Source organism: Serratia sp. CY43202, assembly GCF_052168755.1.
GTDB lineage: Bacteria > Pseudomonadota > Gammaproteobacteria > Enterobacterales > Enterobacteriaceae > Serratia > Serratia bockelmannii.
The window spans coordinates 390,727-414,174 of the sequence record NZ_JBJNMB010000003.1; the positions used below are offsets into that span (position 1 = coordinate 390,727).

At 60.0% G+C, this 23,448-nt stretch carries 19 protein-coding genes; 10 read left to right on the plus strand and 9 right to left on the minus strand.

Going from position 1 to position 23,448, the window contains the following annotated elements:
* The first annotated feature begins 35 nt into the window (after positions 1-35).
* From ACJ8J5_RS08295 to ridA, 4 genes are all read left to right on the plus strand, one after another.
* A complete protein-coding gene (locus ACJ8J5_RS08295) occupies positions 36-1,604 on the plus strand; it encodes an ABC transporter substrate-binding protein (protein WP_049294755.1) in 1,569 nt (522 codons plus the stop codon).
* A 289-nt stretch (positions 1,605-1,893) separates the two neighbouring features.
* Positions 1,894-2,829, plus strand: coding sequence for an aspartate carbamoyltransferase (pyrB, locus tag ACJ8J5_RS08300; RefSeq protein ID WP_025305112.1), 936 nt, complete (start codon positions 1,894-1,896; stop codon positions 2,827-2,829).
* A 12-nt stretch (positions 2,830-2,841) separates the two neighbouring features.
* Entirely contained in the window at positions 2,842-3,306 is a 465-nt protein-coding gene (pyrI, locus tag ACJ8J5_RS08305) for an aspartate carbamoyltransferase regulatory subunit (RefSeq protein ID WP_038879023.1), read from the plus strand.
* Positions 3,307-3,463: 157 nt separating this feature from the next.
* Complete coding sequence (gene ridA, locus ACJ8J5_RS08310) at positions 3,464-3,850, plus strand: 2-iminobutanoate/2-iminopropanoate deaminase (RefSeq protein ID WP_004933379.1); 387 nt, start codon at positions 3,464-3,466, stop codon at positions 3,848-3,850.
* A 47-nt stretch (positions 3,851-3,897) separates the two neighbouring features.
* On the opposite strand, the gene ACJ8J5_RS08315 is transcribed toward ridA, so the two are convergent.
* The 4 genes from ACJ8J5_RS08315 to mgtA form a co-directional block, all read right to left on the minus strand.
* Complete coding sequence (locus ACJ8J5_RS08315) at positions 3,898-4,164, minus strand: hypothetical protein (protein ID WP_197780727.1); 267 nt, start codon at positions 4,162-4,164, stop codon at positions 3,898-3,900.
* A gap of 62 nt (positions 4,165-4,226) precedes the next feature.
* On the minus strand, positions 4,227-4,805 hold the full coding sequence (locus tag ACJ8J5_RS08320) for a hypothetical protein (protein ID WP_230491076.1): 579 nt from the start codon (positions 4,803-4,805) through the stop codon (positions 4,227-4,229).
* 141 nt (positions 4,806-4,946) lie between these two features.
* Positions 4,947-7,340 carry a beta-N-acetylhexosaminidase gene (locus ACJ8J5_RS08325; protein WP_414104961.1) on the minus strand — a complete coding sequence of 798 codons (2,394 nt, stop codon included), beginning with the start codon at positions 7,338-7,340 and terminating at the stop codon, positions 4,947-4,949.
* 143 nt (positions 7,341-7,483) lie between these two features.
* The gene (gene mgtA / locus ACJ8J5_RS08330; RefSeq protein ID WP_414104960.1) at positions 7,484-10,192 is read right to left on the minus strand and encodes a magnesium-translocating P-type ATPase; all 2,709 of its coding nucleotides are present in this window, start codon (positions 10,190-10,192) and stop codon (positions 7,484-7,486) included.
* A gap of 424 nt (positions 10,193-10,616) precedes the next feature.
* Between mgtA and treR the strand changes: the two genes are divergently transcribed.
* From treR to treC, 3 genes are all read left to right on the plus strand, one after another.
* Positions 10,617-11,564: a trehalose operon repressor TreR gene (gene treR / locus ACJ8J5_RS08335; RefSeq protein ID WP_042783558.1), complete on the plus strand. Its 948-nt coding sequence runs from the start codon at positions 10,617-10,619 to the stop codon at positions 11,562-11,564.
* A 137-nt stretch (positions 11,565-11,701) separates the two neighbouring features.
* The gene (gene treB / locus ACJ8J5_RS08340; RefSeq protein ID WP_025305107.1) at positions 11,702-13,117 is read left to right on the plus strand and encodes a PTS trehalose transporter subunit IIBC; all 1,416 of its coding nucleotides are present in this window, start codon (positions 11,702-11,704) and stop codon (positions 13,115-13,117) included.
* Between the two features lie 197 nt (positions 13,118-13,314).
* Positions 13,315-14,979: an alpha,alpha-phosphotrehalase gene (treC, locus tag ACJ8J5_RS08345; RefSeq protein WP_342122614.1), complete on the plus strand. Its 1,665-nt coding sequence runs from the start codon at positions 13,315-13,317 to the stop codon at positions 14,977-14,979.
* Between the two features lie 28 nt (positions 14,980-15,007).
* Here treC and ACJ8J5_RS08350 read toward each other — a convergent pair whose 3' ends face one another.
* Positions 15,008-15,532, minus strand: a complete 525-nt coding sequence (locus ACJ8J5_RS08350) for an NAD(P)H-dependent oxidoreductase (protein ID WP_414104958.1) — start codon at positions 15,530-15,532, stop codon at positions 15,008-15,010.
* Between the two features lie 106 nt (positions 15,533-15,638).
* Here ACJ8J5_RS08350 and ACJ8J5_RS08355 point away from each other — a divergent pair, with 106 nt between their 5' ends.
* From ACJ8J5_RS08355 to nrdG, 3 genes are all read left to right on the plus strand, one after another.
* A complete protein-coding gene (locus ACJ8J5_RS08355; protein WP_309149869.1) occupies positions 15,639-16,553 on the plus strand; it encodes a LysR family transcriptional regulator in 915 nt (304 codons plus the stop codon).
* Between the two features lie 244 nt (positions 16,554-16,797).
* A complete protein-coding gene (nrdD, locus tag ACJ8J5_RS08360) occupies positions 16,798-18,936 on the plus strand; it encodes an anaerobic ribonucleoside-triphosphate reductase (RefSeq protein WP_004933403.1) in 2,139 nt (712 codons plus the stop codon).
* A 167-nt stretch (positions 18,937-19,103) separates the two neighbouring features.
* Positions 19,104-19,568, plus strand: a complete 465-nt coding sequence (gene nrdG / locus ACJ8J5_RS08365; protein WP_414104957.1) for an anaerobic ribonucleoside-triphosphate reductase-activating protein — start codon at positions 19,104-19,106, stop codon at positions 19,566-19,568.
* Positions 19,569-19,769: 201 nt separating this feature from the next.
* Here nrdG and ACJ8J5_RS08370 read toward each other — a convergent pair whose 3' ends face one another.
* The 4 genes from ACJ8J5_RS08370 to ACJ8J5_RS08385 all read right to left on the minus strand — a co-directional run bounded on the left by ACJ8J5_RS08370 (position 19,770) and on the right by ACJ8J5_RS08385 (position 23,288).
* Positions 19,770-20,516 carry an HNH endonuclease gene (locus ACJ8J5_RS08370; protein ID WP_404758513.1) on the minus strand — a complete coding sequence of 249 codons (747 nt, stop codon included), beginning with the start codon at positions 20,514-20,516 and terminating at the stop codon, positions 19,770-19,772.
* The gene (locus ACJ8J5_RS08375) at positions 20,513-21,700 is read right to left on the minus strand and encodes an AAA family ATPase (RefSeq protein WP_404758512.1); all 1,188 of its coding nucleotides are present in this window, start codon (positions 21,698-21,700) and stop codon (positions 20,513-20,515) included. The genes ACJ8J5_RS08370 and ACJ8J5_RS08375 overlap by 4 nt, the downstream gene beginning before the upstream one ends.
* Before the next feature lie 299 nt (positions 21,701-21,999).
* Positions 22,000-22,191 (minus strand): hypothetical protein, encoded by a 192-nt coding sequence (locus ACJ8J5_RS08380; protein WP_414104956.1) that lies wholly within the window; start codon positions 22,189-22,191, stop codon positions 22,000-22,002.
* Between the two features lie 41 nt (positions 22,192-22,232).
* On the minus strand, positions 22,233-23,288 hold the full coding sequence (locus ACJ8J5_RS08385) for a permease (RefSeq protein WP_414104955.1): 1,056 nt from the start codon (positions 23,286-23,288) through the stop codon (positions 22,233-22,235).
* Positions 23,289-23,448: the final 160 nt, after the last annotated feature.

Consider the following 23,448-nt stretch of genomic DNA (forward strand, 5'->3'; position numbering starts at 1 on the left):
CGCCGCCTTGCGGCGCCTTCAGGGGATACACACCGATGAAAGCCAAACTCTTGCCGTTGTTCCTGCTCGCCGCCCTGCCCACCGCCGCGTTAGCCGCCACGCCGCCGAATACGCTGGTGGTGGTGCAATCGCTGGATGACATCGTCAGCCTCGATCCGGCGGAAGCCAACGAACTCTCCAGCATCCAGACGGTGCCCAGCCTGTATCAGCGTCTGGTGCAAGCGGATCGCGACGATCCAGCCAAGGTGGCGCCGGTGCTGGCGGAAAGCTGGCAGGGCGATGCGGCGGCTAAAACGCTGACGGTGAAACTGCGGCCGCAGGCGGCGTTTGCCTCCGGCAATCCGCTGACCGCTGACGACGTGATCTTCTCTTACAGCCGCGCGGTGAAAATGAACAAGTCGCCGGCGTTCATCCTCAACGTGCTCGGCTGGCAGCCGGACAACATCGACGCGCAGCTGAAGAAGATCGACGACCATACCGTGCAGCTGCGCTGGACGGCGGACGTCAGCCCGGCGGTGGCGCTGAATATCCTCTCGACGCCGATCGCCTCGATCGTCGACAGCAAGGCGGCGCTGGCCAACGTCAAAGACGGCGACTTCGGCAACGCCTGGCTGAAAATGCACTCCGCCGGCAGCGGCCCGTTCAAGATGCGCGTCTATCAGCCGCATCAGGCGATCGTGCTGGACGCCAACCCCACCTCGCCGGGCGACAAGCCGCAGCTGAAAAACATCATCATTAAAAACGTGCCGGATCCGGCCACCCGCCGCCTGCTGATCCAGCAGGGCGACGCCGATATCGCCCGCGAACTGGGCGCCGATCAGACCGACACGTTGAAGAATCAGCCGGGCGTCAAGGTGCTGGAGATCCCGTCCGCCGAACAAAACTACCTGGTGTTCAACACCGGCAACGGCGCCAATCCGCTGCTGAACAACCCGGCCTTCTGGGAAGCGGCGCGCTATCTGGTGGATTATCAGGGTATCACCCAGGATCTGCTGAAGGGCCAATACTTCGTGCACCAGAGCTTCCTGCCGGTCGGGCTGCCGGGCGCGCTGGAGACCAACCCATTCAGCTACGATCCGGCCAAGGCGAAAGCGATCCTGGCCAAGGCGGGCATCACCCACGCCGCCTTTACGCTGGACGTAGAGAACAAACCGCCGTTCATCACCATCGCGCAGGCGCTGCAGGGCAGCTTCGCCGCCGCCGGTGTGAAGGTCGAGCTGCTGCCGGCCGCGGGTAGCCAGGTTTACTCGCGCGTGCGCGCCAGGCAGCATCAGGCGGCGATCCGCCTGTGGATCCCGGATTATTTCGACGCCCACTCCAACGCCAGCGCCTTCGCCTACAACGACGGCAAAAGCAGCACGGTGGCCGGGCTGAACGGCTGGCAGATCCCGCAGTTGAATAAGCAGACGCTGGCGGCGTTGGCCGAAGCCGATCCGGCCAAGCGCCGCGCGCTGTACACCGCCATGCAACAGGAGCTGCAGCGCAGTTCGCCGTACGTATTTATCGATCAGGCCAAAACCGAAGTGGTGCTGCGCGACAACGTCAAAGGCTACCAACAGGGGCTGAACGCCGACATGGTCTACTACGATCGCGTCAGCAAATAGCCGGCGGGCGGCCATCGCCGGCCAATCGATTGCGGGGCGGCAAAAAACGGCGTTTTAACGCTTGCAGTGGCGAAAAGCGCGAGTATAATGCGCCACAATTTGCCAGGAGAAAGCATGAAAAACGACGTTTGTTTTGTTAGCCGCAATCGACAAAACCGACTGCCTATCGGCGGCCAGCTGCCGTTGTTTCTCCTGTTGCTAAACCGATCGTTTCAAGCCCCTCATTGAGGGGCTTTTTTTTGCCTTAAAAAGTCCCGCGCCACGGGCACGCGTCGAGGAGGAGTGAAAAATGGCCAACCCGCTGTATCACAAACACATCATCTCTATTAACGATCTCAGCCGCGAGGATCTGGAGCTGGTGCTGCGCACCGCCGCCGGTCTGAAAGCCAACCCGCAGCCGGAACTGTTGAAACACAAGGTGATCGCCAGCTGCTTCTTTGAAGCCTCGACCCGTACCCGCCTGTCGTTCGAAACCTCGATGCACCGCCTCGGCGCCTCGGTGGTCGGTTTCGCCGACGGCAGCAACACCTCGCTCGGCAAAAAAGGCGAAACCCTGGCCGACACCATCTCGGTGATCAGCACCTATGTGGACGCTATCGTGATGCGCCATCCGCAGGAAGGCGCAGCGCGCATGGCCTCGGAATTCTCCGGTAACGTGCCGGTGCTCAACGCCGGCGACGGCGCCAACCAGCACCCGACCCAGACCCTGCTGGATCTGTTCACCATCCAGGAAACCCAGGGGCGCCTGAGCAACCTCAGCATCGCCATGGTCGGCGACCTGAAATACGGCCGCACCGTGCACTCGCTCACCCAGGCGCTGGCCAAATTCGAAGGCAACCGCTTCTACTTCATTGCCCCGGACGCGCTGGCGATGCCGGCCTACATCCTGAAAATGCTGGAAGAGAAAGGCATCGAGTACAGCCTGCACAGCAGCATTGAAGAAGTGGTGCCGGAGCTGGATATTCTCTACATGACCCGGGTGCAGAAAGAGCGCCTCGATCCTTCCGAGTACGCCAACGTGAAGGCGCAGTTCGTGCTGCGCGCCGCGGATCTGACCGGCGCGCGCACCAACCTTAAGGTGCTGCACCCGCTGCCGCGCATCGACGAGATCGCCACCGACGTGGATAAAACGCCGCACGCTTACTACTTCCAGCAGGCGGGCAACGGCATCTTCGCCCGTCAGGCGCTGCTGGCGCTGGTGCTCAACGCAGATTTGGCTCTTTAAGGGGGAACCGCCATGACTCACGACAACAAACTGCAGGTCGAAGCGATCAAATGCGGCACGGTGATCGACCACATTCCGGCGCAGATCGGTTTCAAACTGCTGACGCTGTTCAAGCTGACCGCCACCGACCAGCGCATCACCATCGGCCTGAACCTGCCCTCCAACGAGCTGGGCCGCAAGGATCTGATCAAGATCGAGAACACCTTCCTGACCGAGCAGCAGGCCAACCAGCTGGCGATGTACGCGCCGAAGGCCACGGTAAACCGCATCGATAACTATGAAGTGGTGCGCAAACTGACCCTCAGCCTGCCGGACCACATCGACGGCGTGCTGACCTGCCCGAACAGCAACTGCATCAGCCGCAGCGAGCCGGTGGCGTCGAGCTTCAGCGTGAAGCCGCGCGACGGCGAAGTGCACCTGAAGTGCCGCTACTGCGAAAAAGAGTTCGAGCATCAGGTGGTGCTGCAGGCCGACTGAATTCTGCCCCTTTAGCGGGAGCGGCGCTGTTAATCTGCGTGCCACTCCCTATAATGGATGCCTGAAAATAACTCTACCCACGTTGCTACCCACCGAATTTCAAGCTGCGGCCGACCGCGCGGCGGCGTGAAAGACAACGGGTCTATCAGGAGAAAACATGTCACGTAATATCAGCACTGAACTCGCCCCGGCAGCCATTGGTCCTTACGTGCAGGGCGTTGATCTGGGCAGCATGATCATCACTTCCGGCCAGATCCCGGTCGATCCGAAAACCGGCGCCGTCGCCGACGACGTCGCCGCTCAGGCGCGCCAGTCGCTGGAAAACGTTAAAGCGATCGTCGAAGCCGCCGGCCTGATCGTTGCCGACATCGTGAAAACCACCGTATTCGTGAAAGACCTGAACGACTTCGCCACCGTCAACGCCGCGTACGAAGCCTTCTTCACCGAGCACAGCGCGCCGTTCCCGGCCCGTTCTTGCGTAGAAGTGGCGCGTCTGCCGAAAGACGTGAAGATCGAAATCGAAGCCATCGCCGTGCGTCGTTAATCGACGCTCACGCGAATCACGGCCAGTGCAGACTGGCCGTTTTTACATTACTTGAATGCTGGGCGCCGACGGACACAGCCCAGAGTTTCAGCAGCCGGAGAGGATAAAGCGTTAACCTGTTTAACCGACTGTTTTAAAACGGCGATAACCTCTTCTCGCGAAGCCGTAATCGGTTTACCGCGAGGCGTTATGCGGTCAATCTGTTCAGATGTATAGGTGTTCACTGCATCTACACCTTCCATGCCGAATTTATACACCTTCAGCTCATAAGAGGCAGGTTGTGTTACCTGACGTTTTGTTGACTTTATCACCATGCGAACCTCCTGTGACCCTACCGGCATTTCGCCATTATTGCGCAAATTTCACCCACCTTCAATTATGAGGCCGGCGGCGAAAAACCTTCCTGGAACCACAGGAAAAGCGCCTCAGCGTCTCGATAAAGTATCTGTTTGAGCCCCCCGGTGAGGTCGACAAAATGATGATGATTTATATAATAATCAGCCAACTCCGTATTAATCGGCGATATTAAGCGCAAACCTGCGCATGCCGTATCCACCATAAAGAGCACGGCGACATAGAGCGCAAAACGTAGCGTATTTCCATCAAGGCTCGAGTCTCTAATACGAAAATTCTGCAGCATCTCAATATTTAACATCGCCAGCTGCTCGCCTGCAGCCGGACAAAACCGGCAGAGACAGGCGCCTGCCGGCCGGTCATCGATGCCCTGTATCTTAAAGCTAAACATAAAGCCGTCAGGATCGCCCAACGCGGCGCCATTCAACGCCCAGGGAATACGGCGCTCTTCGGGTTGTTGGCGAGCCAACGCAACGCACCACTCAAAATCTTCAGCATTCATCATTTGCACCCGGACGCCATACCCGGCCTCAGCAAAGAGGTCATTGGCTGCAGCCAGTGCGCCTTCTCCAATCAATCGGACATTAAAAACATGCGGCATTATCAATCCCTTGAATGCGTAAACCGTATTGAATGAACAAATCGGGCTGGATTTTACAACCAGCCCGTCGTTTCTGCTCTTTCAACCACATCGCAATGTCGAGATATGGAATACGCCCCGCAGTTTCTTCGCCACCTCTCCTTACGGCGCCATTTGCATCCCCCGCAGCAGCGCCTCCAGCGGGTACACCGCGGCAATCACCACTTCGTCGCGCGTCTGCGCCGCCGCATCCAGCCGGCGCTGCGCTTGTTCGGCCTCGGCCCGGCTCAGCGGTTTGTCCTGCTGATGGCGATCCAGCAGCGTTAACCCCAATACGGCCAGGGCATCGACGTCCTGCGCCACCGGCGCCAGCTCCCGCAGCGTGCGGTTGCCCGCGATCGCCGTTTGCAGCGCCGCGCCGTTCGCCTGCCAGCGCTGCAGCCGTTCGCGCAGCGCCTGCGCCGCCGCCTTATCGCGCTTATCCTTCAGCAAAGCCGCAACCTGGGCATGCATGTCACGCACCGCGCCGCTCTCCGGCGGCAGCGCATCGGCAAAGCGGTTCAGCGGTTCGAACTGGTGATAGTTGCCGGCCTGGAACTTCAGGTGCTGGCGGGTGTAATACTGCGCCGGTTCCACCGCCTCGGCCAGGATCTGTAGCGGCGCGATCTGCACGCTGTTGCTCAGCCGGGTGAATTCGCGCGCCGTTTCCGCATGCTGCTGCAGGCCGACCGACACCACCGACCAGGCGTCGATCGCCGCCAGCCGCCGGTACATGTTGCTTTCGTCGGTAACGTCCTGCGCCGACCACAGCCGCTCCGCCACCGCGAAGGCACGCGGCCACAGCTTGAGATCGAGCAGCGGCGCGCGCACGTTTTCCGCCCACAGCGCCGCTTCGCCGCCGAGAATGTTGGCCTGCCCCTTCTCGTCCGGCACCACCGGCATCTTGCCCGCCGGCGCCGCCGCCAGCTTGTCGCCGCTGGTGGGGTAACGCACGTTGCCGACCAGCGTATAGCCGCTGAGCTTGTCCTGTTGCAGCGTAAACACCGGCCGTGTGTCGCCCATCCAGGTATCGACGCGGAACGTCACCTGCTGCGGCGTGCGCCAGACGATGTCGTGCACCGCGCGGCGTGACTTGCCGTTGAAATCGATAAAGCCGCGCCAGCCCTGCTTGCCCTCGATCAGCGTGAAGCTGCCTTCCACCGCGCTTCCCTTCAGGCGCGGCATGCTGAAACGCCAGCTTTGCGCCTGCTCGCCGGGCTGCACCGCCGTCTCGACCCCCAGCGGCTGCGGCAGAATTTCATTGCGGTAGTGATAGGCGGTGCTTTGCGGCTGATCGAGATAGAAACCGGTGGAGAGAATGCCCTGATAGCCATCCTGCGCGCTGGCGCCCAGCGAGTCTTGCCCCTGCCAGGATTGAATGACGATCGAGCGCGGCAGCGACGGATGGTAGATCTCGTCCCAACCGACCATCTGCCGCTGATGCTTCTCGAGGATCTTTTCCAGCTTCTGGTTGAAGTAGGCCTGCAGCGCATGGGTATCCGCCAGCCCGTTCTGCTGCATAAACGCCTGAATCGACGGCGATGCCCGCCACTGGCTGGCGTCCACTTCGTCGCCGCCGATGTGCAGATAAGGATCGGGGAAGATCGCCGCCAGCTCGCCGACGATCGCATCGACAAACTGATACACCTCGTCGCGGGTTGGATCGAGCGTCGGCTTATGCACGCCCCACTCGCGCTCCATGCGATACGGCCCCGGCGCACTCATCAGATCGGGATAGGCCACCGCGATGCTGGAGGCGTGCCCCGGCATGTCGATCTCCGGCACCACGCGAATGCCGCGCGCCGTGGCGTAAGCCACCACCTGCCGCATTTGCTCACGGGTGTAAAACAGGCCGTCGCTGGCCTGCTGCTGCAATTTGGGGTAATGCTCGGAGGCGAAGCGCCAGCCCTGATCGTCGGTCAGGTGCCAGTGGAATACGTTGAGCTTGGCCGCCGCCATGCCGTCGAGCTGGCGCAAAATGTCCGGCAGCGGCAGGAAATGGCGCGCCGAATCCAACAAAACGCCGCGCCACGGGAAGCGCGGCACATCGCGAATATCCACCAGCGGCAGGAAGGTGTTTTGCCCGTCGGTCTGCAGCAGCTGCAGCAGGGTCTCCATGCCGCGCAGCGCGCCAAAGCGAGTGTTGGCGGTCAGCGTGGCGCCCTGCGGCGTGACCGCCAGCCGGTAGCTCTCATCGCTGCCCGGCAGCGGCTGCGCCGCCACCCGGTCCTTGATCACCACCTTGATCGCCGCGCCGTTTGCTTCTTCCCTCAGCGCCAGCGTCCAGCCGGTCTGCAACTCGATGCGCTGGCGCCAGCGCGGCAGCGCGTCGCCCAAATCATCGCCCTGCAGCGTCAGAGACAAGCGGCGATCCAGCACCAGCTTGCCCGCCGGTTGCGTCACTTCCACCTGCTGCGGCCAGGGCATCAGCGGCAAATCACCCGACGGCTGCGCCAACGCGCCGCAAGAAAACCATAACGATGAAGCCAGTAGCGTATAACGGAAAGGTCTGTGCATCGGAAATTCCTCAGAGGAAAAAAATCAATAAAAACAGCCAACGCTGTAGATAAAGACTCAGCACAGAACAGATGTCCAACCGTTGCGGTGAAAAAGCGGACGGGATCACAGTTGCCCCCTCCCGGCCGGAGGGGGCGAGCGGGTTATTGCCAGCCGTAGCGGCGCACGAACCAGCCTTTCACGCACTGGGTCAGCACCATGTAACCGGCGAGGATCAGCACTAGCCACGGGAAGTAACCGAGCGGCAGCGCCTGCAGCTGCAGGAAGCCGGCCAGCGGCGAGAACACCAGGCCGATGCCGGTGGCGATCACCGCCAGCGTCATGATGCACAGCGGCCAGGACGGGCGGCTCTGGATAAACGGAATTTTGCGCGTGCGGATCATGTGCACGATCAGCGTTTGCGACAGCAGCCCTTCCACGAACCAGCCGGACTGGAACAGCGTCTGCATTTCCGGCGTATTGGCCTTGAACACCCACCACATCAGGCTGAAGGTCAGCACGTCGAAGATCGAACTGATCGGCCCAAAGAACACCATAAACCGCCCCAAATCGGCGGAGTTCCAGCGCTGTGGCTGGGTGATCTGATCGTCGTCGACGTTATCGAACGGGATGGCGATCTGCGAGATGTCGTACATCAGGTTCTGAATCAACAGGTGCAGCGGCAACATCGGCAGGAACGGCAGGAAGGCGCTGGCGATCAGCACGCTGAACACGTTGCCGAAGTTGGAGCTGGCGGTCATCTTGATGTATTTCAGCATGTTGGCGAAGGTGCGGCGCCCTTCGATCACCCCCTGCTCCAGCACCATCAGGCTTTTTTCCAGCAGGATGATGTCCGCCGCTTCCTTGGCGATATCCACCGCCGAATCGACGGAGATGCCGATGTCGGCCGCGCGCAGCGCCGGTGCATCGTTGATGCCGTCGCCCATAAAGCCCACCACGTGCCCCTGACGGCGCAGCAGTTTGACGATGCGCTCCTTGTGCAGCGGCGTCAGCTTGGCGAACACCGTGGTGCGCGCCGCCACCTGTGCCAGCTGCTCGTCGTCCATCTGCTCGATCTCGCTGCCGCGCAGCAGATGATCGGCCTCCAGCCCGACGTCACGGCACACTTTGGCCGCCACCAGCTCGTTGTCGCCGGTGAGGATCTTCACCGTGACGCCGTTCTGTTTCAGCGCCGCCAGCGCCGGTGCGGTGCTTTCCTTCGGCGGATCGAGGAAAGCGACGTAGCCTTCGAGGATCAGATCCGACTCGTCCGCCACGCCGTATTCATGGGTTTGCGCCGGCAGGATCTTGTTGGCCACCGCCACCACCCGCAGCCCCTGCTGGTTGAGATCGTCGGTGATGCGGCGAATGCGCGCCAGCAACGCCTCGCTGAGCGGGATCACCTCGTCTTCGTGGCGCACGTGGCTGCAAATCGCCAGCATCTCTTCCAGCGCGCCCTTGCACACCAGCTCGTGATACTCGTTGTCTTTGGCCACCACCACCGACATGCGGCGGCGCACGAAATCGAACGGGATCTCATCCACCTTGCGGTAGTTTTGCAGCGCCTGCGGCTGCTGATTTTGCTCCGCGCAGCTCAACACCGCCACGTCGAGCAGGTTTTTCAGCCCGGTCTGGTAGAAGCTGTTCAACCAGGCGTAGCGCAGCACCCGCTCGCTGCTGGCGCCGAACACGTCGGTATGGCGCTCCAGCACGATCTTGTCCTGAGTCAGGGTGCCGGTCTTGTCGGTGCACAGAATGTCCATCGCGCCGAAGTTCTGGATGGCGTCCAGACGTTTGACGATCACCTTCTGACGCGACAGCTTCATCGCCCCTTTGGCCAGCGTCGAGGTGACGATCATCGGCAGCATCTCCGGCGTCAGCCCGACCGCCACCGACAGCGCGAACAGCGCCGCCTCCCACCAGTCGCCCTTGGTGTAGCCGTTGATCAGCAGCACGATCGGCGTCATCACCAGCATAAATCGGATCAGCAACCAGCTGACCTTGCTGATGCCGCTCTGGAAGGCGTTCGGCTGCTCATCCTGGCTGGTGACGCGCTGCGCCAACTGGCCGAAATAGGTGCCGCCGCCGGTGCCAATCACCATCGCCAGCGCGGTGCCGCTGACCACGTTGGTGCCCATGAAGCACAGGTTCTGGCAGTCGAGCGGATCGGCCGCCAACGCCTGCGGCGCCGCGGATTTTTCCACCGGCAGCGATTCACCGGTCAGCGCCGCCTGGCTGATGAACAGATCCTTGGCCGACAGCACGCGCAGATCCGCCGGGATCATGTCGCCGGCCGCCAGCTTGATGATGTCGCCCGGCACCAGCTGCGCGATCGGCAGCTCCACGTGCTCGCTCCTGCCGGTGAGCGCATCGCTGCGGATCACCGTGGCGGTGTTGCTCACCATGGCCTTCAGCGCGTCGGCCGCCCGGTTGGATCGCGCCTCCTGGATGAAGTTCAGCAGCGTGGAGATCAGCACCATCAGCGCGATCACCAAGGCGCCGGTGAGATCCTCGGTGGCGTAAGAAATCATGCCGAGCGCGGTCAGCAGCAGGTTGAACGGGTTGCGGTAGCAGTGCCAGAGGTGTTGCCACCAGGCCTCTTTCTGCTGATCGTCGATGACGTTCTCGCCGCAGCGCTGGCGCACCTGCTCCGCCTCATGGGCGGTAATGCCTTCCGGGTGGCTGTGGAAACGCTCAAACAGCTGCATCGTTTCTGCGGCGGCGCATGCCAGCCGCTGCTGCGCCAGGCCGGCCGGCATGTCGCGCGCAGCGCCGCCGACGCTGTCCAGCAGGCTGTCGCGGCGCACCAAACGGCGTGGGAGGCCGCGGGCGAACAGGCCCAGCAGCTGACGGGGGAGTTTTTTCAGTTTCATGGTTCGCACCTCGTCGCCCGGTGCCTCACGGCAGCGGGTAAACGGGGATCGTCATCGGCCGGGCGGATGGCGGGTGCGCCAAAAAGCCTCTGCCAACGCAGATCCTTATTCTTTTTTTCAGCAGCAGGAGCGAACGACAAAGCGCGCGCTACCGGTTACCGTGATGTACTTCACCGGTAAAACAGCAGCGCCAGGCGGAGAGGTTTTACCGGAGAACCGAGTGAGTGTCTAAAGCAGTCGGGTCGGGGTCCATATGGGGAATAACCTCCGGTAAAGGGAAAAACAGAGCGGCAGGAGCGGCCGTTCATCGCAATGTCACAATCCCGTTTTGCATCAAGATCCGCGTCGGAAAATGAGCTATGCTGACGGGCATTGTTTTACAGGCCGTTATGTTACGCCTGTCCACTTCAACGAAAAGTAAACCATGCAAAACCGGCTGACCATCAAGGACATCGCACGCCTGAGCGGCGTAGGTAAATCCACCGTCTCACGCGTGTTGAACAATGAAGGCAGCGTGAGCCCGCAAACCCGTGAACGGGTGGAAGCGGTGATCCGTCAGCAAGGGTTTACCCCCTCCAAGTCGGCACGCGCCATGCGCGGCCAGAGCGACAAAGTGGTGGGCATTATCGTTTCCCGTCTCGATTCGCCGTCGGAAAACCAGGCGGTGCGCACCATGCTGCCGTTGCTGTACCAGCAGGGCTTCGATCCGATCGTGATGGAGAGCCAGTTCGAAACCCGCCTGGTGCAGGAGCATCTGCACGTACTGCATCAGCGCAACGTCGACGGCGTGATCCTGTTTGGCTTCACCGGCCTGACCGCGGCGATGCTCAAGCCGTGGCAGGAAAAAATGGTGGTGATGGTGCGCGAATACGACGGCTTCTCGTCCGTCTGCTACGACGACGCCGGCGCGGTGAACCTGCTGATGGATCGCCTGTATCAGCAAGGGCATCGGCATATCGGCTATCTGGGGGTGCAGCTCAGCGACGCCACCACCGGCCAGCGCCGCTATCAGGCCTATCTCGACGCCTGTGAACGCCTCACGCTCACGCCGCGCGCCACGCTGGGCGAGCTGAGTTACCAGAGCGGTTTCCAGCACGCCGCCGAAGTGATTGACGCGCACACCAGCGCGCTGATTTGCGCCTCCGACAGCATCGCCCTGGGGGCAATCAAATACCTGCAACAACAGCCGACGCGCGCCATCCAGGTATGCGCCATCGGCAACACCCCGCTGCTCAGCTTCCTGTTCCCCGACACCCTGTCGGTGGAGTTCGGCTACGGCAGCGCCGGCCTGCTGGCGGCGCAGCAGTTGCTGGCGCAGCTCAGCGGCGAGCAGGGGATCCGCCGCCTGGTGGTGCCCAGCAAACTTTCCTGACGACCTGATGAGAAGTTGACCATTTTTTGTCATTTTGTGATCCTCGCCCCAATCCGGGAACGTTCCCATTTCATTCAAAAAGCCGAGTGGCTAAGCTTTGATCATTACTCAGTCAACACCTCTGCAGGTATCCCATAATGAGCAAAGTAAAACAGCAGGATATTGATCGCCTGATTGTTTTGGTCGGCGGCCGCGAGAACATCGCCACCGTCAGCCATTGCATTACCCGGCTGCGTTTCGTCCTCAACGATCCCAACAAGGCGAAACCGAAAGAGATCGAAGCGCTGCCGATGGTCAAGGGTTGCTTCACCAACGCCGGGCAGTTCCAGGTGGTGATCGGTACCGACGTCGGCGACTACTATCAGGCGCTGATCGCCAGCACCGGCGTCAACGAGGCCGACAAGGAGCAGGCCAAGGTGGCCGCGCGCCAGAACATGACCTGGACTGAGCGCACCATCTCCCACTTCGCCGAGATCTTCTTCCCACTGCTGCCGGCGCTGATCAGCGGCGGTCTGATCCTCGGCTTCCGCAACGTGATCGGCGACATCCCGATGTCCGACGGCCAAACGCTGGCGCAGATGCACCCGGCGTGGAAAACCGTTTACGACTTCCTGTGGCTGCTCGGTGAAGCGATCTTCATGTTCCTGCCGGTGGCTATCTGCTGGTCGACGGTGAAAAAGATGGGCGGCACGCCGGTGCTCGGCATCGTGCTGGGCGTCACCCTAGTGTCGCCGCAGCTGATGAACTCCTACCTGCTCGGCCAGCAAACGCCGGAAGTGTGGAACTTCGGCTGGTTCGTGATCCAGAAAGTGGGCTATCAGGCGCAGGTGATCCCGTCGATCCTGGCGGGCATGGCGCTGGGCTGGATCGAAACCCGGCTGAAAAAGATCGTCCCCGACTATCTCTATCTGGTGGTGGTGCCGGTGGTTTCGCTGCTGCTGGCGGTGTTCCTGGCGCACGCGCTGATCGGGCCGTTCGGCCGCATGATCGGCGACGGCGTTGCCTGGGCGGTGAAAGCGGTGATGACCGGCAGCTTCGCGCCGGTGGGCGCCGCGCTGTTCGGCTTCCTGTATGCGCCGCTGGTGATCACCGGCGTGCACCAGACCACGCTGGCCATCGACATGCAGATGATCCAGAGCATGGGCGGCACCCCGGTGTGGCCGCTGATTGCGCTGTCCAACATCGCGCAGGCCTCGGCGGTGCTCGGCATCATCATCATCAGCCGCAAGGCCAACGAGCGTGAAATCTCGGTGCCGGCGGCGATCTCCGCCTATCTCGGCGTGACCGAACCGGCAATGTACGGCATCAACCTCAAATACCGCTTCCCAATGCTGTGCGCGATGATCGGCTCCGCGATCGCCGGCCTTATCTGCGGGCTGGACGGCGTGATGGCCAACGGCATCGGCGTCGGCGGCCTGCCGGGCATTCTGTCTATCAAGCCGCAGTTCTGGCTGATTTACTCGCTGGCGATTCTGGTGGCGATCGTCATCCCGCTGGTGCTGACCATCATGGTCTACAAACGCAAGGCCGCCCGCGGCGAGCTGCCGGTTTAATTGACGCAAAATACGCAACATGAATGTAGGGGCTGGAAATACCCTATAGCTTTCGAGCTGCAGCTAGGCGGCAAGGGTGCAAATCCCCAGGAGCTTACTCAAGTAAGTGACTGGGGTGCAGCGCCAGCAGCCAACAACGCTGCGGTTTGAAAGATGAAGGGTACAGGCCCGTTGTCACGATTCAAAGGTATTGAACTATGAGCAACCCAACCCCCTGGTGGCAGAACGGCGTCATCTACCAAATTTATCCGAAGAGTTTTCAGGACAGCACCGGCAACGGCTACGGCGATTTGGCCGGCGTGACGCGGCGGCTGGACTATCTGCAGGAGCTGGGCGTCGACGCCATCTGGCTGACGCCGGTCTACGTATCGCCGCAGGTGGACAACGGCTATGACGTAGCGGACTACTGCGCCATCGATCCGGCTTACGGCAGCATGGCGGACTTCGAGCAGCTGGTCGCCGCCGCCCACCGGCGCGGCATCCGCATCGTGATGGATATGGTGTTCAACCACACCTCGACCGAGCACCCGTGGTTCAAGGCCGCGCAGGATCGCCACAGCCCGTATCGTCAGTTCTACGTCTGGCGCGACGGCGAAGGCGATACGCCGCCGAACAACTGGCGCTCCAAGTTCGGCGGTAACGCCTGGCAGTGGCACGCCGACAGCGGCCAGTACTACCTGCACCTGTTCGCCGCCGAGCAGGCGGATCTCAACTGGGAACACCCGCCGGTGCGCGAAGAGCTGAAGAAAGTGTGTCAGTTCTGGGCGGATAAAGGCGTCGACGGCCTGCGCCTCGACGTGATCAATCTGGTGTCCAAACAGCAGGATTTCCCGTCCGACAGCCTGGGCGACGGCCGCCGCTTCTACACCGACGGCCCGCGCATCCACGAGTTCCTGCAGGAGATGAGCCGCGAGGTGTTTCAGCCGCGCGGCCTGATGACGGTGGGCGAGATGTCTTCCACCACGCTTGAGCATTGCCAGCAGTACGCGGCGCAGAGCGGCGAAGAGCTGTCGATGACCTTCAACTTCCACCACCTGAAGGTGGACTACGCCGGCGGTGAAAAATGGACGCGGGCGGCGCCGGATTACGTGGAACTGAAGCAGATCTTCCGCCACTGGCAGCAAGGGATGCATAACCGCGCCTGGAACGCGCTGTTCTGGTGCAACCACGATCAGCCGCGCATCGTGTCGCGCTTCGGCGATGAAGGCGCACTGCGGGTGCCGGCCGCCAAAATGCTGGCGATGGTGCTGCACGGCATGCAGGGCACGCCTTATATCTATCAGGGCGAAGAACTCGGCATGACCAACCCCGGCTTCCGCGCCATCGAGCAGTATCGCGACGTGGAAAGCCTGAACATGTACGCCGAACTGCGCGCCCAGGGCCGCAGCGACGCCGAGCTGCTGGCGATCCTGGCCGACAAATCGCGCGACAACGGCCGCACCCCGATGCAGTGGAGCGCCGCGCCGCACGCCGGTTTCACCACCGGCACGCCGTGGATCGGCTGCGCCGAGAACTACCCGCAGATCAACGCCGACACGGCGCTGGCCGACCTCGACTCGGTGTTTTACGCCTATCGCCAGCTGATCACCCTGCGCAAGCAGTACCCGCTGCTGACCCACGGCGACTATCAGGATCTGGCGCCGGAACACCCGGCGCTGTGGTGCTATCAGCGCAGCTGGAACGGCCAGCGCCTGCTGGTCGCGGCCAACCTGAGCCGCGAACCGCTGGCCTGGGCGGCGGAGGGCGTGGAAGCCTCCGCGCAGTGGCGCCCGCTGATGAGCAACTACAGCGACTCGGCGGATCAGCCGCAGGCGCTGACGCTGCGGCCGTTCGAAGCGGTGTGGTGGCTACTCGAAGACTAACCCCGCAGGGCGCGGCGAGCGCTGCGCCCTACCATTTCCCCAGCAGCGCCACCACGCCGGCGGCCTCTTGCGCCAGGCGTTCGTCGCTCATGTCGAACACGCCCTGCACCAGATGCGGCGGCAGATAATCCATGCCGGTCAGGTTGGCCATGGCGTGGAACGGCAGCAGCAGATCCTGCACCGGATAGCGGTTGTAGCCTGCCGGCGTGTAGGCCTGCGCGTTGCCGCCGGTGCTCACCACCAATTGCAGCGGCTTGCCGTGCAGTTTGGTGCCCTCGCTGCCGTAGGCGAAACCATAAGTTAATACCGCGTCCTGCCATTCGCGCAGGATCGCCGGCGAGCTGTACCAGAAAAACGGGAACATCATCACCACCGCATCATGGCTTTCCAGCAGCTCCTGTTCGCGCGCCACGTCGATGCGGTAATCCGGGTAAGCGCGGATCAGCTCGTGCACGGTCACGTTAGGCAGCGGGCACACGGCCTCGATCAGCGCCTGGTTGATGCGCGACTCGTCGGGGGTGCGGTGGGCGGTTAACACTAAAATGCGTGACATAAAGGATTCCTTGAACGTAAAGAAGATGAGGCATTTTTCCATTTCTGCCGCTTCGGGTGTAGGCTGTTCAAGGTCACTTCAATTTCAACCGAAAGTATCAACCACTATGTCGCTGCCCTTTGACGTGCACCGCCTGCTGCCGGCCTTCCTCGCCGCCGCGCAGGCGCAAAATTTCTCCGCCGCCGCCCGCCAGCTGGGCGTCACGCCGGCGGCGGTCAGCAAAAATATCCGCGCGCTGGAAGAGAAGCTGGCGCTGCGGCTGTTTCAGCGCAACACCCACAACGTGCTGCTGACCGACGAAGGCAAAGCGCTGCTGGCGCAGGTGGCGCCGCTGTGGCAGGCGTTGGCGGCGACGCTGGAAAGCGCCGGCGGCGAGCGGCAGGCGCCGGCCGGGGTGGTGCGCGTCACGATGATCCCCGGCTTCGGCCGCCAGATGCTGATGCCGTTGATCCCGCAATTTCTGGCGCGCTACCCGCAGATCGATCTCGATCTGTCGCTGGACGCCCGGGTGGTGAATCTGGTGGGCGAAGGCTTCGATGTCGGCATCGGCAGCCGGGTCGATCCCGACAGCCGGCTGGTGGCGCGCCCGCTCTACCCGATGCACATGGTGCTGGCGGCGTCGCCGGACTATCTGGCGCGGCGCGGTGAACCGCAAACGCCGCACGACCTGCTGCGGCACGACTGCCTGCTGCACCGCAACCCCAGCAACGGCCGCCACGTCAAATGGCAGCTGCGCCATCAGGGCGAAACGCTGGCGCTGGATCTGAGCGGCCGATTGGTGGTGAGCCGCCCGGAAATGTTGCTGGATGCGGCGCTGGCCGGGCTGGGCATCGTCAACCTGGCGCGCTGGTACCTCGAAAAGCACTTTGAGCAGGGCACGCTGCGGCCGGTGCTGGCGGAGTGCTGGCCGCGCCCGGTGCAGCTGTGGCTCTATTACGCCTCGGCGGATCTGCCGCCGCGGGTGCGCGTCTGGGTCGACTTTCTGCTGGAACATTTTCGCGATCGGCCAGTGAGCGATTGACGACTGTTCAGCTTGCGCACGCTCTTCCGTTTTCCTTGTTCTACATCAAAAGAATCTCGTCAATATCTATATATAGTGCATTAAGAATTGTGAACACCTATATATAGTAGTTATCCACAAAATCATCCACACGTCGCCACAGCCCTTACGCGCTGCGGCTTTGCCCTGTGGATAAGCGAAATTTGACGGTTGCTCGCCACGCCAGGCGGGTATGAACGCTCCCTCGGGGAACAAGGAGTACAACGTGAAACCAGTAGTGATTAAGCGGGACGGTTGCCAGGTACCTTTTGACGAAGCGCGCATCGCGCAGGCCATCGAGCGCGCCGCGCTGGCGGTGGGCGTGGTCGACGCCGACTACTGCGCCACCGTCGCCCGCGTGGTCGCTCAGCGCATGGAGCAGCAGCCGCGCGTCGATATCCACGAGATCCAGCAGGCGGTGGAAAACCAGCTGATGGCCGGCGAGTACAAACAGCTGGCGCGCGCCTATATCGAATACCGCCACGATCGCGACGTGGCGCGCGAGCTGCGCGGCCGCCTGAACCAGGAAATTCGCGGCCTGGTCGAGCAGAGCAACCGCGCGCTGCTGAACGAAAACGCCAACAAGGACAGCAAGGTGATCCCCACCCAGCGCGACCTGCTGGCGGGCATCGTCGCCAAACACTACGCCAAGCAGCACATCCTGCCGCGCGACGTGGTGCTGGCCCATGAACGCGGCGAAATTCACTACCACGATCTCGATTACTCGCCGTTCTTCCCGATGTTCAACTGCATGCTGATCGATCTGAAAGGCATGCTGACCAACGGCTTCAAGATGGGCAACGCCGAGATTGAGCCGCCGAAGTCAATCTCCACCGCCACCGCCGTGACCGCGCAGATCATCGCCCAGGTCGCCAGCCATATCTATGGCGGCACCACCATCAACCGCATCGATGAAATCCTGGCACCGTTCGTCGACGAGAGCTTCCGCAAACACCTGCAGGTGGCGGAAGAGTGGCAGATCCCGGATGCCAAAGGCTATGCCATGGCGCGCACCGAGAAAGAGTGTTACGACGCCTTCCAGTCGCTGGAGTATGAGGTCAACACCCTGCACACCGCCAACGGCCAGACGCCGTTCGTCACCTTCGGCTTCGGCCTCGGCACCAGCTGGGAATCGCGCCTGATCCAGCGCTCGATCCTGAAAAACCGCATCGCCGGGCTGGGCAAAAACCGCAAGACCGCCGTGTTCCCCAAACTGGTGTTCGCCATCCGCGACGGCCTCAACCACCAGTACGGCGATCCGAACTACGACATCAAACAGCTGGCGCTGGAGTGCGCCAGCAAGCGCATGTACCCGGATATCCTCAACTACGATCAGGTGGTGAAGGTGACCGGCTCGTTCAAAACGCCGATGGGCTGCCGCAGCTTCCTCGGCACCTACGAGCAGGACGGCGAACTGGTGCACGACGGCCGCAACAACATTGGCGTCATCAGCCTCAACCTGCCGCGCATCGCGCTGGAGGCGATGGGCGATGAGTCGCGCTTCTGGGCGCTGTTGGATCAGCGCCTGCAGCTGGCGAAAAAGGCCCTGATGACGCGCATCGCCCGGCTGGAAGGCATCAAGGCGCGGGTGGCGCCAATCTTGTACATGGAAGGCGCCTGCGGCGTGCGGCTCAAGGCCGACGATAACATCGCCGACATCTTCAAGAACGGCCGCGCCTCAATCTCGCTGGGTTATATCGGCCTGCACGAAACCATCAACGCGCTGTTCGGCGGCGAAAACCACGTGTATGACGACGAGGCGCTGCGCGCCAAAGCGGTGGCGATCGTCGCGCGGCTGCGCGCCGCCGTCGACGCCTGGAAGGACGAGACCGGCTACGGCTTCAGCCTCTACAGCACGCCGAGCGAAAACCTGTGCGATCGCTTCTGCCGGCTGGACACCGCCGATTTCGGCGTGGTGCCGGGCGTCACCGACAAGGGCTATTACACCAACAGCTTCCACCTCGACGTGGAGAAGAAGGTCAATCCGTACGACAAGCTGGACTTCGAAGCGCCCTACCCGCCGTTGGCCAGCGGCGGCTTCATCTGCTACGGCGAGTACCCGAACCTGCAGCACAACCTGAAGGCGCTGGAAGACGTGTGGGACTACAGCTACAGCCGGGTGCCTTACTACGGCACCAACACGCCGATCGACGAGTGCTACGAATGCGGCTTCACCGGTGAATTCTCCTGCACCAGCAAAGGCTTCACCTGCCCGAAATGCGGCAACCACGACTCGGCCAAAGTCTCGGTCACCCGCCGGGTGTGCGGCTACCTCGGCAGCCCCGATGCCCGGCCGTTCAACGCCGGCAAGCAGGAAGAGGTGAAACGCCGGGTGAAACACCTCGGCAACGGGCAGCTCGGCTGAGAAACGCCGTGCAACCTAGGCAGAAGCCTGTTCATCAGGCGTGATTGTCGCAGCCAGTTTGCCTTCGGGCAGCGCGCACCAACCGCAGCGTACACGCAGTACGTAAGGATTGGGAGCACTGCCGGAGGCAAAATGGCCAGTAAAATAGCCTGATGGGCAGGCCTCACATGAATTATCACCAGTATTACCCGATCGACGTCGTCAACGGCCCCGGCACCCGCTGCACGCTGTTTGTCGCCGGCTGCGTGCACCAGTGCCCCGGCTGCTACAACAAAAGCACCTGGCGGCTCAACTCCGGCCAGCCGTTTACCCAGGCGCTGGAAGACCGCATCATCGCCGATCTGAACGATACGCGCGTGCCGCGCCAAGGGCTGTCGCTCTCCGGTGGCGATCCGCTGCACCCGGCCAACGTGCCGAGCATCTTAACGCTGGTGAAACGGGTGCGCGCCGAGTGCCCCGGCAAGGATATCTGGCTGTGGACCGGCTACCGGCTGGCGGAGCTGGACGCGCAGCAAATGCAGGTGGTGGACAGGATCAACGTGCTGATCGACGGCAAGTTCGTGCAAGATTTGAAAGACCCGGCGCTGATCTGGCGCGGCAGCAGCAACCAGGTGGTGCATAGGTTGCGTTGAGCTGATAGTGCTCATCGCAAGATGTGTTGGCTCAAGTACAACCAGATACGGCTGCTGCACAGAACAAAACCTGATCTGACAGGCGGCTTTGTGCCAGAAGCGGAAGTTCGGACGATAGTATTCAATATCGCGAAAGAGCAGGTTAGACCTGTTAGAGCCTAGTTGGAGAAATAAGGCTCTAACGGGAGAAACAATCTGTTTTTACTTTGAAGTGGGAAGTCTGATCGCCAAAGAATTCTGATGTAATTCCTCAAATTGTTCCGACCAGATATCTAGAGATTCCATAGTCGATCGGATCGTCGCATACTCTTCACTATCATGAAGTGTTGCTGACGAAACTGCAGAAAAAAGTGCGCTTTTCTGACACTGATTCAAAATGGCCCTAACAATTTTATTCAATTCTCTTTTCCTTGCAGGAATTGGAGAATCCAGATAGTTCTTTAATTTCTCCTCTGCAGCTTCAATACTTTCTTCAATAAGTGTTCCGACTTTACAGCGTTCCGTAACGTAATGTTCACTGTCGTTTAAATTAAGAACATCTACTGTCATAACGCCCAGCGTATTTCTTCCCTTCAATCTATAAGCTTTTAAATAAACGTAATCAGCTGGATTATCGACGGCAGGATTAATAATAGGTTCGGCAACGACATCATGATTACTTTTTGTACCGTTGCAGTGTCGGCAAGCAGGTAAGAGATTATTCCACTCTATGACATCATCTGGATAATCATCTTTATGCTTGAAATGGTCTATTTCTAAATATGTGCTTTTCTGGTTAAGAATTACTTCGCAATAGGCACACTTATTACTTCCTAACGTAAGGCATGCGTCTTTGACATCCTGATTCTGCCACACATGAGTGTTATTGGATTTATAAAGTTGGGTTAGTTTAGCAACGCGAGTGGGGTGAAAAAAAACAGGCGTAAAATTACGTTCGATCTTAATCATGAATCTGCCCCGCTGTCCTCTAACATATCGATACTCATGCTTAAAGATTTTCGCAGCACGTTCTTCGGATGCAGGATAGTGTCCAGATACTTATAAGAGACGCGTGCATTTTCATGATCCTCCGCATCGATGTAACGATAAAATTCTTGGAGCTTATGCTCAAGCTCTTTACTCAATGTACTTTCCATCCCCATCACATCGCGCAGCACTTCATCGATAGTCCAGCCCGTATAGCCATTCTCCCGCCCCGTATGACTGCGTACCTTGGTCTCACCATTTTCTGCCTGTTCCAATGCAATTATCTGCTCGGGCTTACCATTCTGTACTACGTGTGGGCTGTGGGTAGTAACAATAAACTGCGTTTGAGGGAACATTGCCGTCATCACTTCAGTGATGCGTGCTTGCCAATCAGGATGGAGATGCATCTCAATCTCATCAATGATAATAACGCCATCGAAATCTGCTGCATAAATATCTTCGTTAATAAAGCGAAGCTCAATCTCTTTGATAATTCCAATGATGATTGCCATGCAGGATTTGAAGCCAGATGAAAGATATTCGTACCATATTTCTCCATTAGGAGTATTCACAAAAATATCGAAATTACGACCATCAATACGGCTGAAACTATAATCCTGATTTAGTTTATAAATGCATGAAAGTGCCAGCGATAGGTTTCTTTTTGAGTTTTCTGTGAATATTCCTTTTTGTGAATCTTCCAGTAGATAACGCTTACCAAGCCACCCTTTTAAATCGTTAAATAAAACACCTTTACTGTTCTGATAAGAAATGTTATTTTCATCTCTTTCTGGATCTTCACCAATATTGGAAAGTCTGGTGTAGGGGAGATTCCTTTCGGTATCGAAGCGAATAAGATAGCGAATATCAGGTATTGGACTGTGATAATTTGGTTGTGCACTTGGGGCAGTGGGCTCCACGTTTGAAACGAAATCGATAACTGAGCCGTCAAAAGATATAGCAATCTTTACACTACCAGCTTTCTCACTCATAACGTTTTTTTTGATATTAGATCCATGTCTGGTGAACATAAATGCAATTGCATCAAGTATAGTCGATTTACCTATCCCGTTAGGTCCGCAAATTATATTCATTGCTCCGGAAAAAGATATTTTTAGGTTCTTTATTCCGCCGATGTTGTTGATTTCTACGTTTGTGACTTTCAATATTCTCCCCTCATATCAAAACTGCATTCATTTTCAGGAATAAAAGGATCGTTGGGGCCATGCCGTATTCACCTTCATCTTCACAACGATTGGATCTCTGATTAGTATACCTTTACTGCGCTCATGTTACGCTACGAGATTCACATAATTTGACCTGACCTGCTTCCAGTTGATTCACACATCGCGATGTTTGTTCTGAACAACGTTCCGATGATAAAAATTGCGAACTTCCGCTTCTAGCTCAAAACCGACTGTCAGGAGCTACACGCAGTAACCACCAGCCCCTGAGCTAATCCCCCTCAACACCCTAGCCGATAACGCCCCCGAATTTTCGCTTTAAATAAAGCCATTCGTTTTTCTACCTCCGAATGGCTTATATAAACCGCGGTGCCATTTCTTAAGCGTTCAAAGGCGGTATCTACTCTTTCACGCAGCACTTGCTCCAGCAGCATCGCCTCTACGTCCATTTCAGGTTTATTCCGCTGTTCCATTTCCATCTCCTCCATTGAGATAGCGTCAAGCCACGAATCCGTTACACCAACCCCATCCCTGCCACGCCGGTCAGTGCGCCGCACAGCGCCACCAGCGCCGCCGTCAGGCACAGCGCCCGGGCGGAGAAGGCCTTGTTGAGCATCAACAGCGAAGGCAGGCTGACCGCCGGCAGGGTCATCAGCAGCGCCAGCGCCGGGCCTGCGCCCATGCCCGCCAGCATCATGGTCTGTACGATCGGGATTTCCGCCGCGGTGGGGATAACAAACAGGCAGCCGACGATCGCCAGGCCGATGATCCACAGCAGGCTATTGTCGACGGCGCCGTCGGCGTGCGGGAACAGCCAGACCCGCGCCGCGCCCAGCGCCAGCACCGCCAGCACGTAGATCGGGATGGTCGACCAAAACAGCGCCCACAGCGCTTTGCCCCAGCGAGCAAGGAACGGCCGTTCCTCGCTCTGCGCCGTCAGCACCAAAGGCTGCGGCGCGGCGGGCTGCGGATCGTTGGCGGTCACGCGCTGCACCAGCCAGGCGATGCCCAGCACCATCACCACGCCCGCCACCAGACGGATGGCGGCGAACGGCCAACCGAGCACAAACCCCATGAACACCAGCGTCGCCGGGTTCAATACCGGGTTGGCGAGCCAAAAGGCCAGCGCGGCGCCGCTGGATACCGACTGGCGGCGCATGCCGGCGGCAACCGGCGCGGCGCAGCAGGTACACATCATGCCCGGCAGCGCGATCAGCGCCCCCAGCACGGTGCCGGAAAAACGCCGGTGGCCAAGCGTGCGCGCCAGCCAGTCGCGCGGGATCAGCACCTGCACCAGCGAACCTAACAGCACCCCGAGCAGCGCCGCCTTCCATACCGCGGTGAAGTAGACCAGCGCATACTGCCAGGCTGCCAGCCAGGGGCTCGCGGCGCCGTCGGCCAGGATCGATTTGCCGATCGAGTGGCTGTCCGCCGCCACGAACGCCTTGCCGTAGTAAGGCTGCCATTTGACGTAGTAGAGGCCAACGGCCACCACCAGCAGAAACAGGATCGGTTTCCACAGCGGCCAGGCGCGTGGGGCGGATTCAGGGGCGTTCAGAGGTTGCGGCATGGTCGCGGCCAGAGTCAGTCAACAGAGGCGCCAGCATAGCGCGCCGTCGCCGCCCGTGCACGCCCGGGCTGTCCTAAATAGTTCATCTGTTCGCCACCGACGCGTAACGCGATTGTCATCTGCGCCCGGCACCATGATGCCAACTTGAAAACCACAGGGT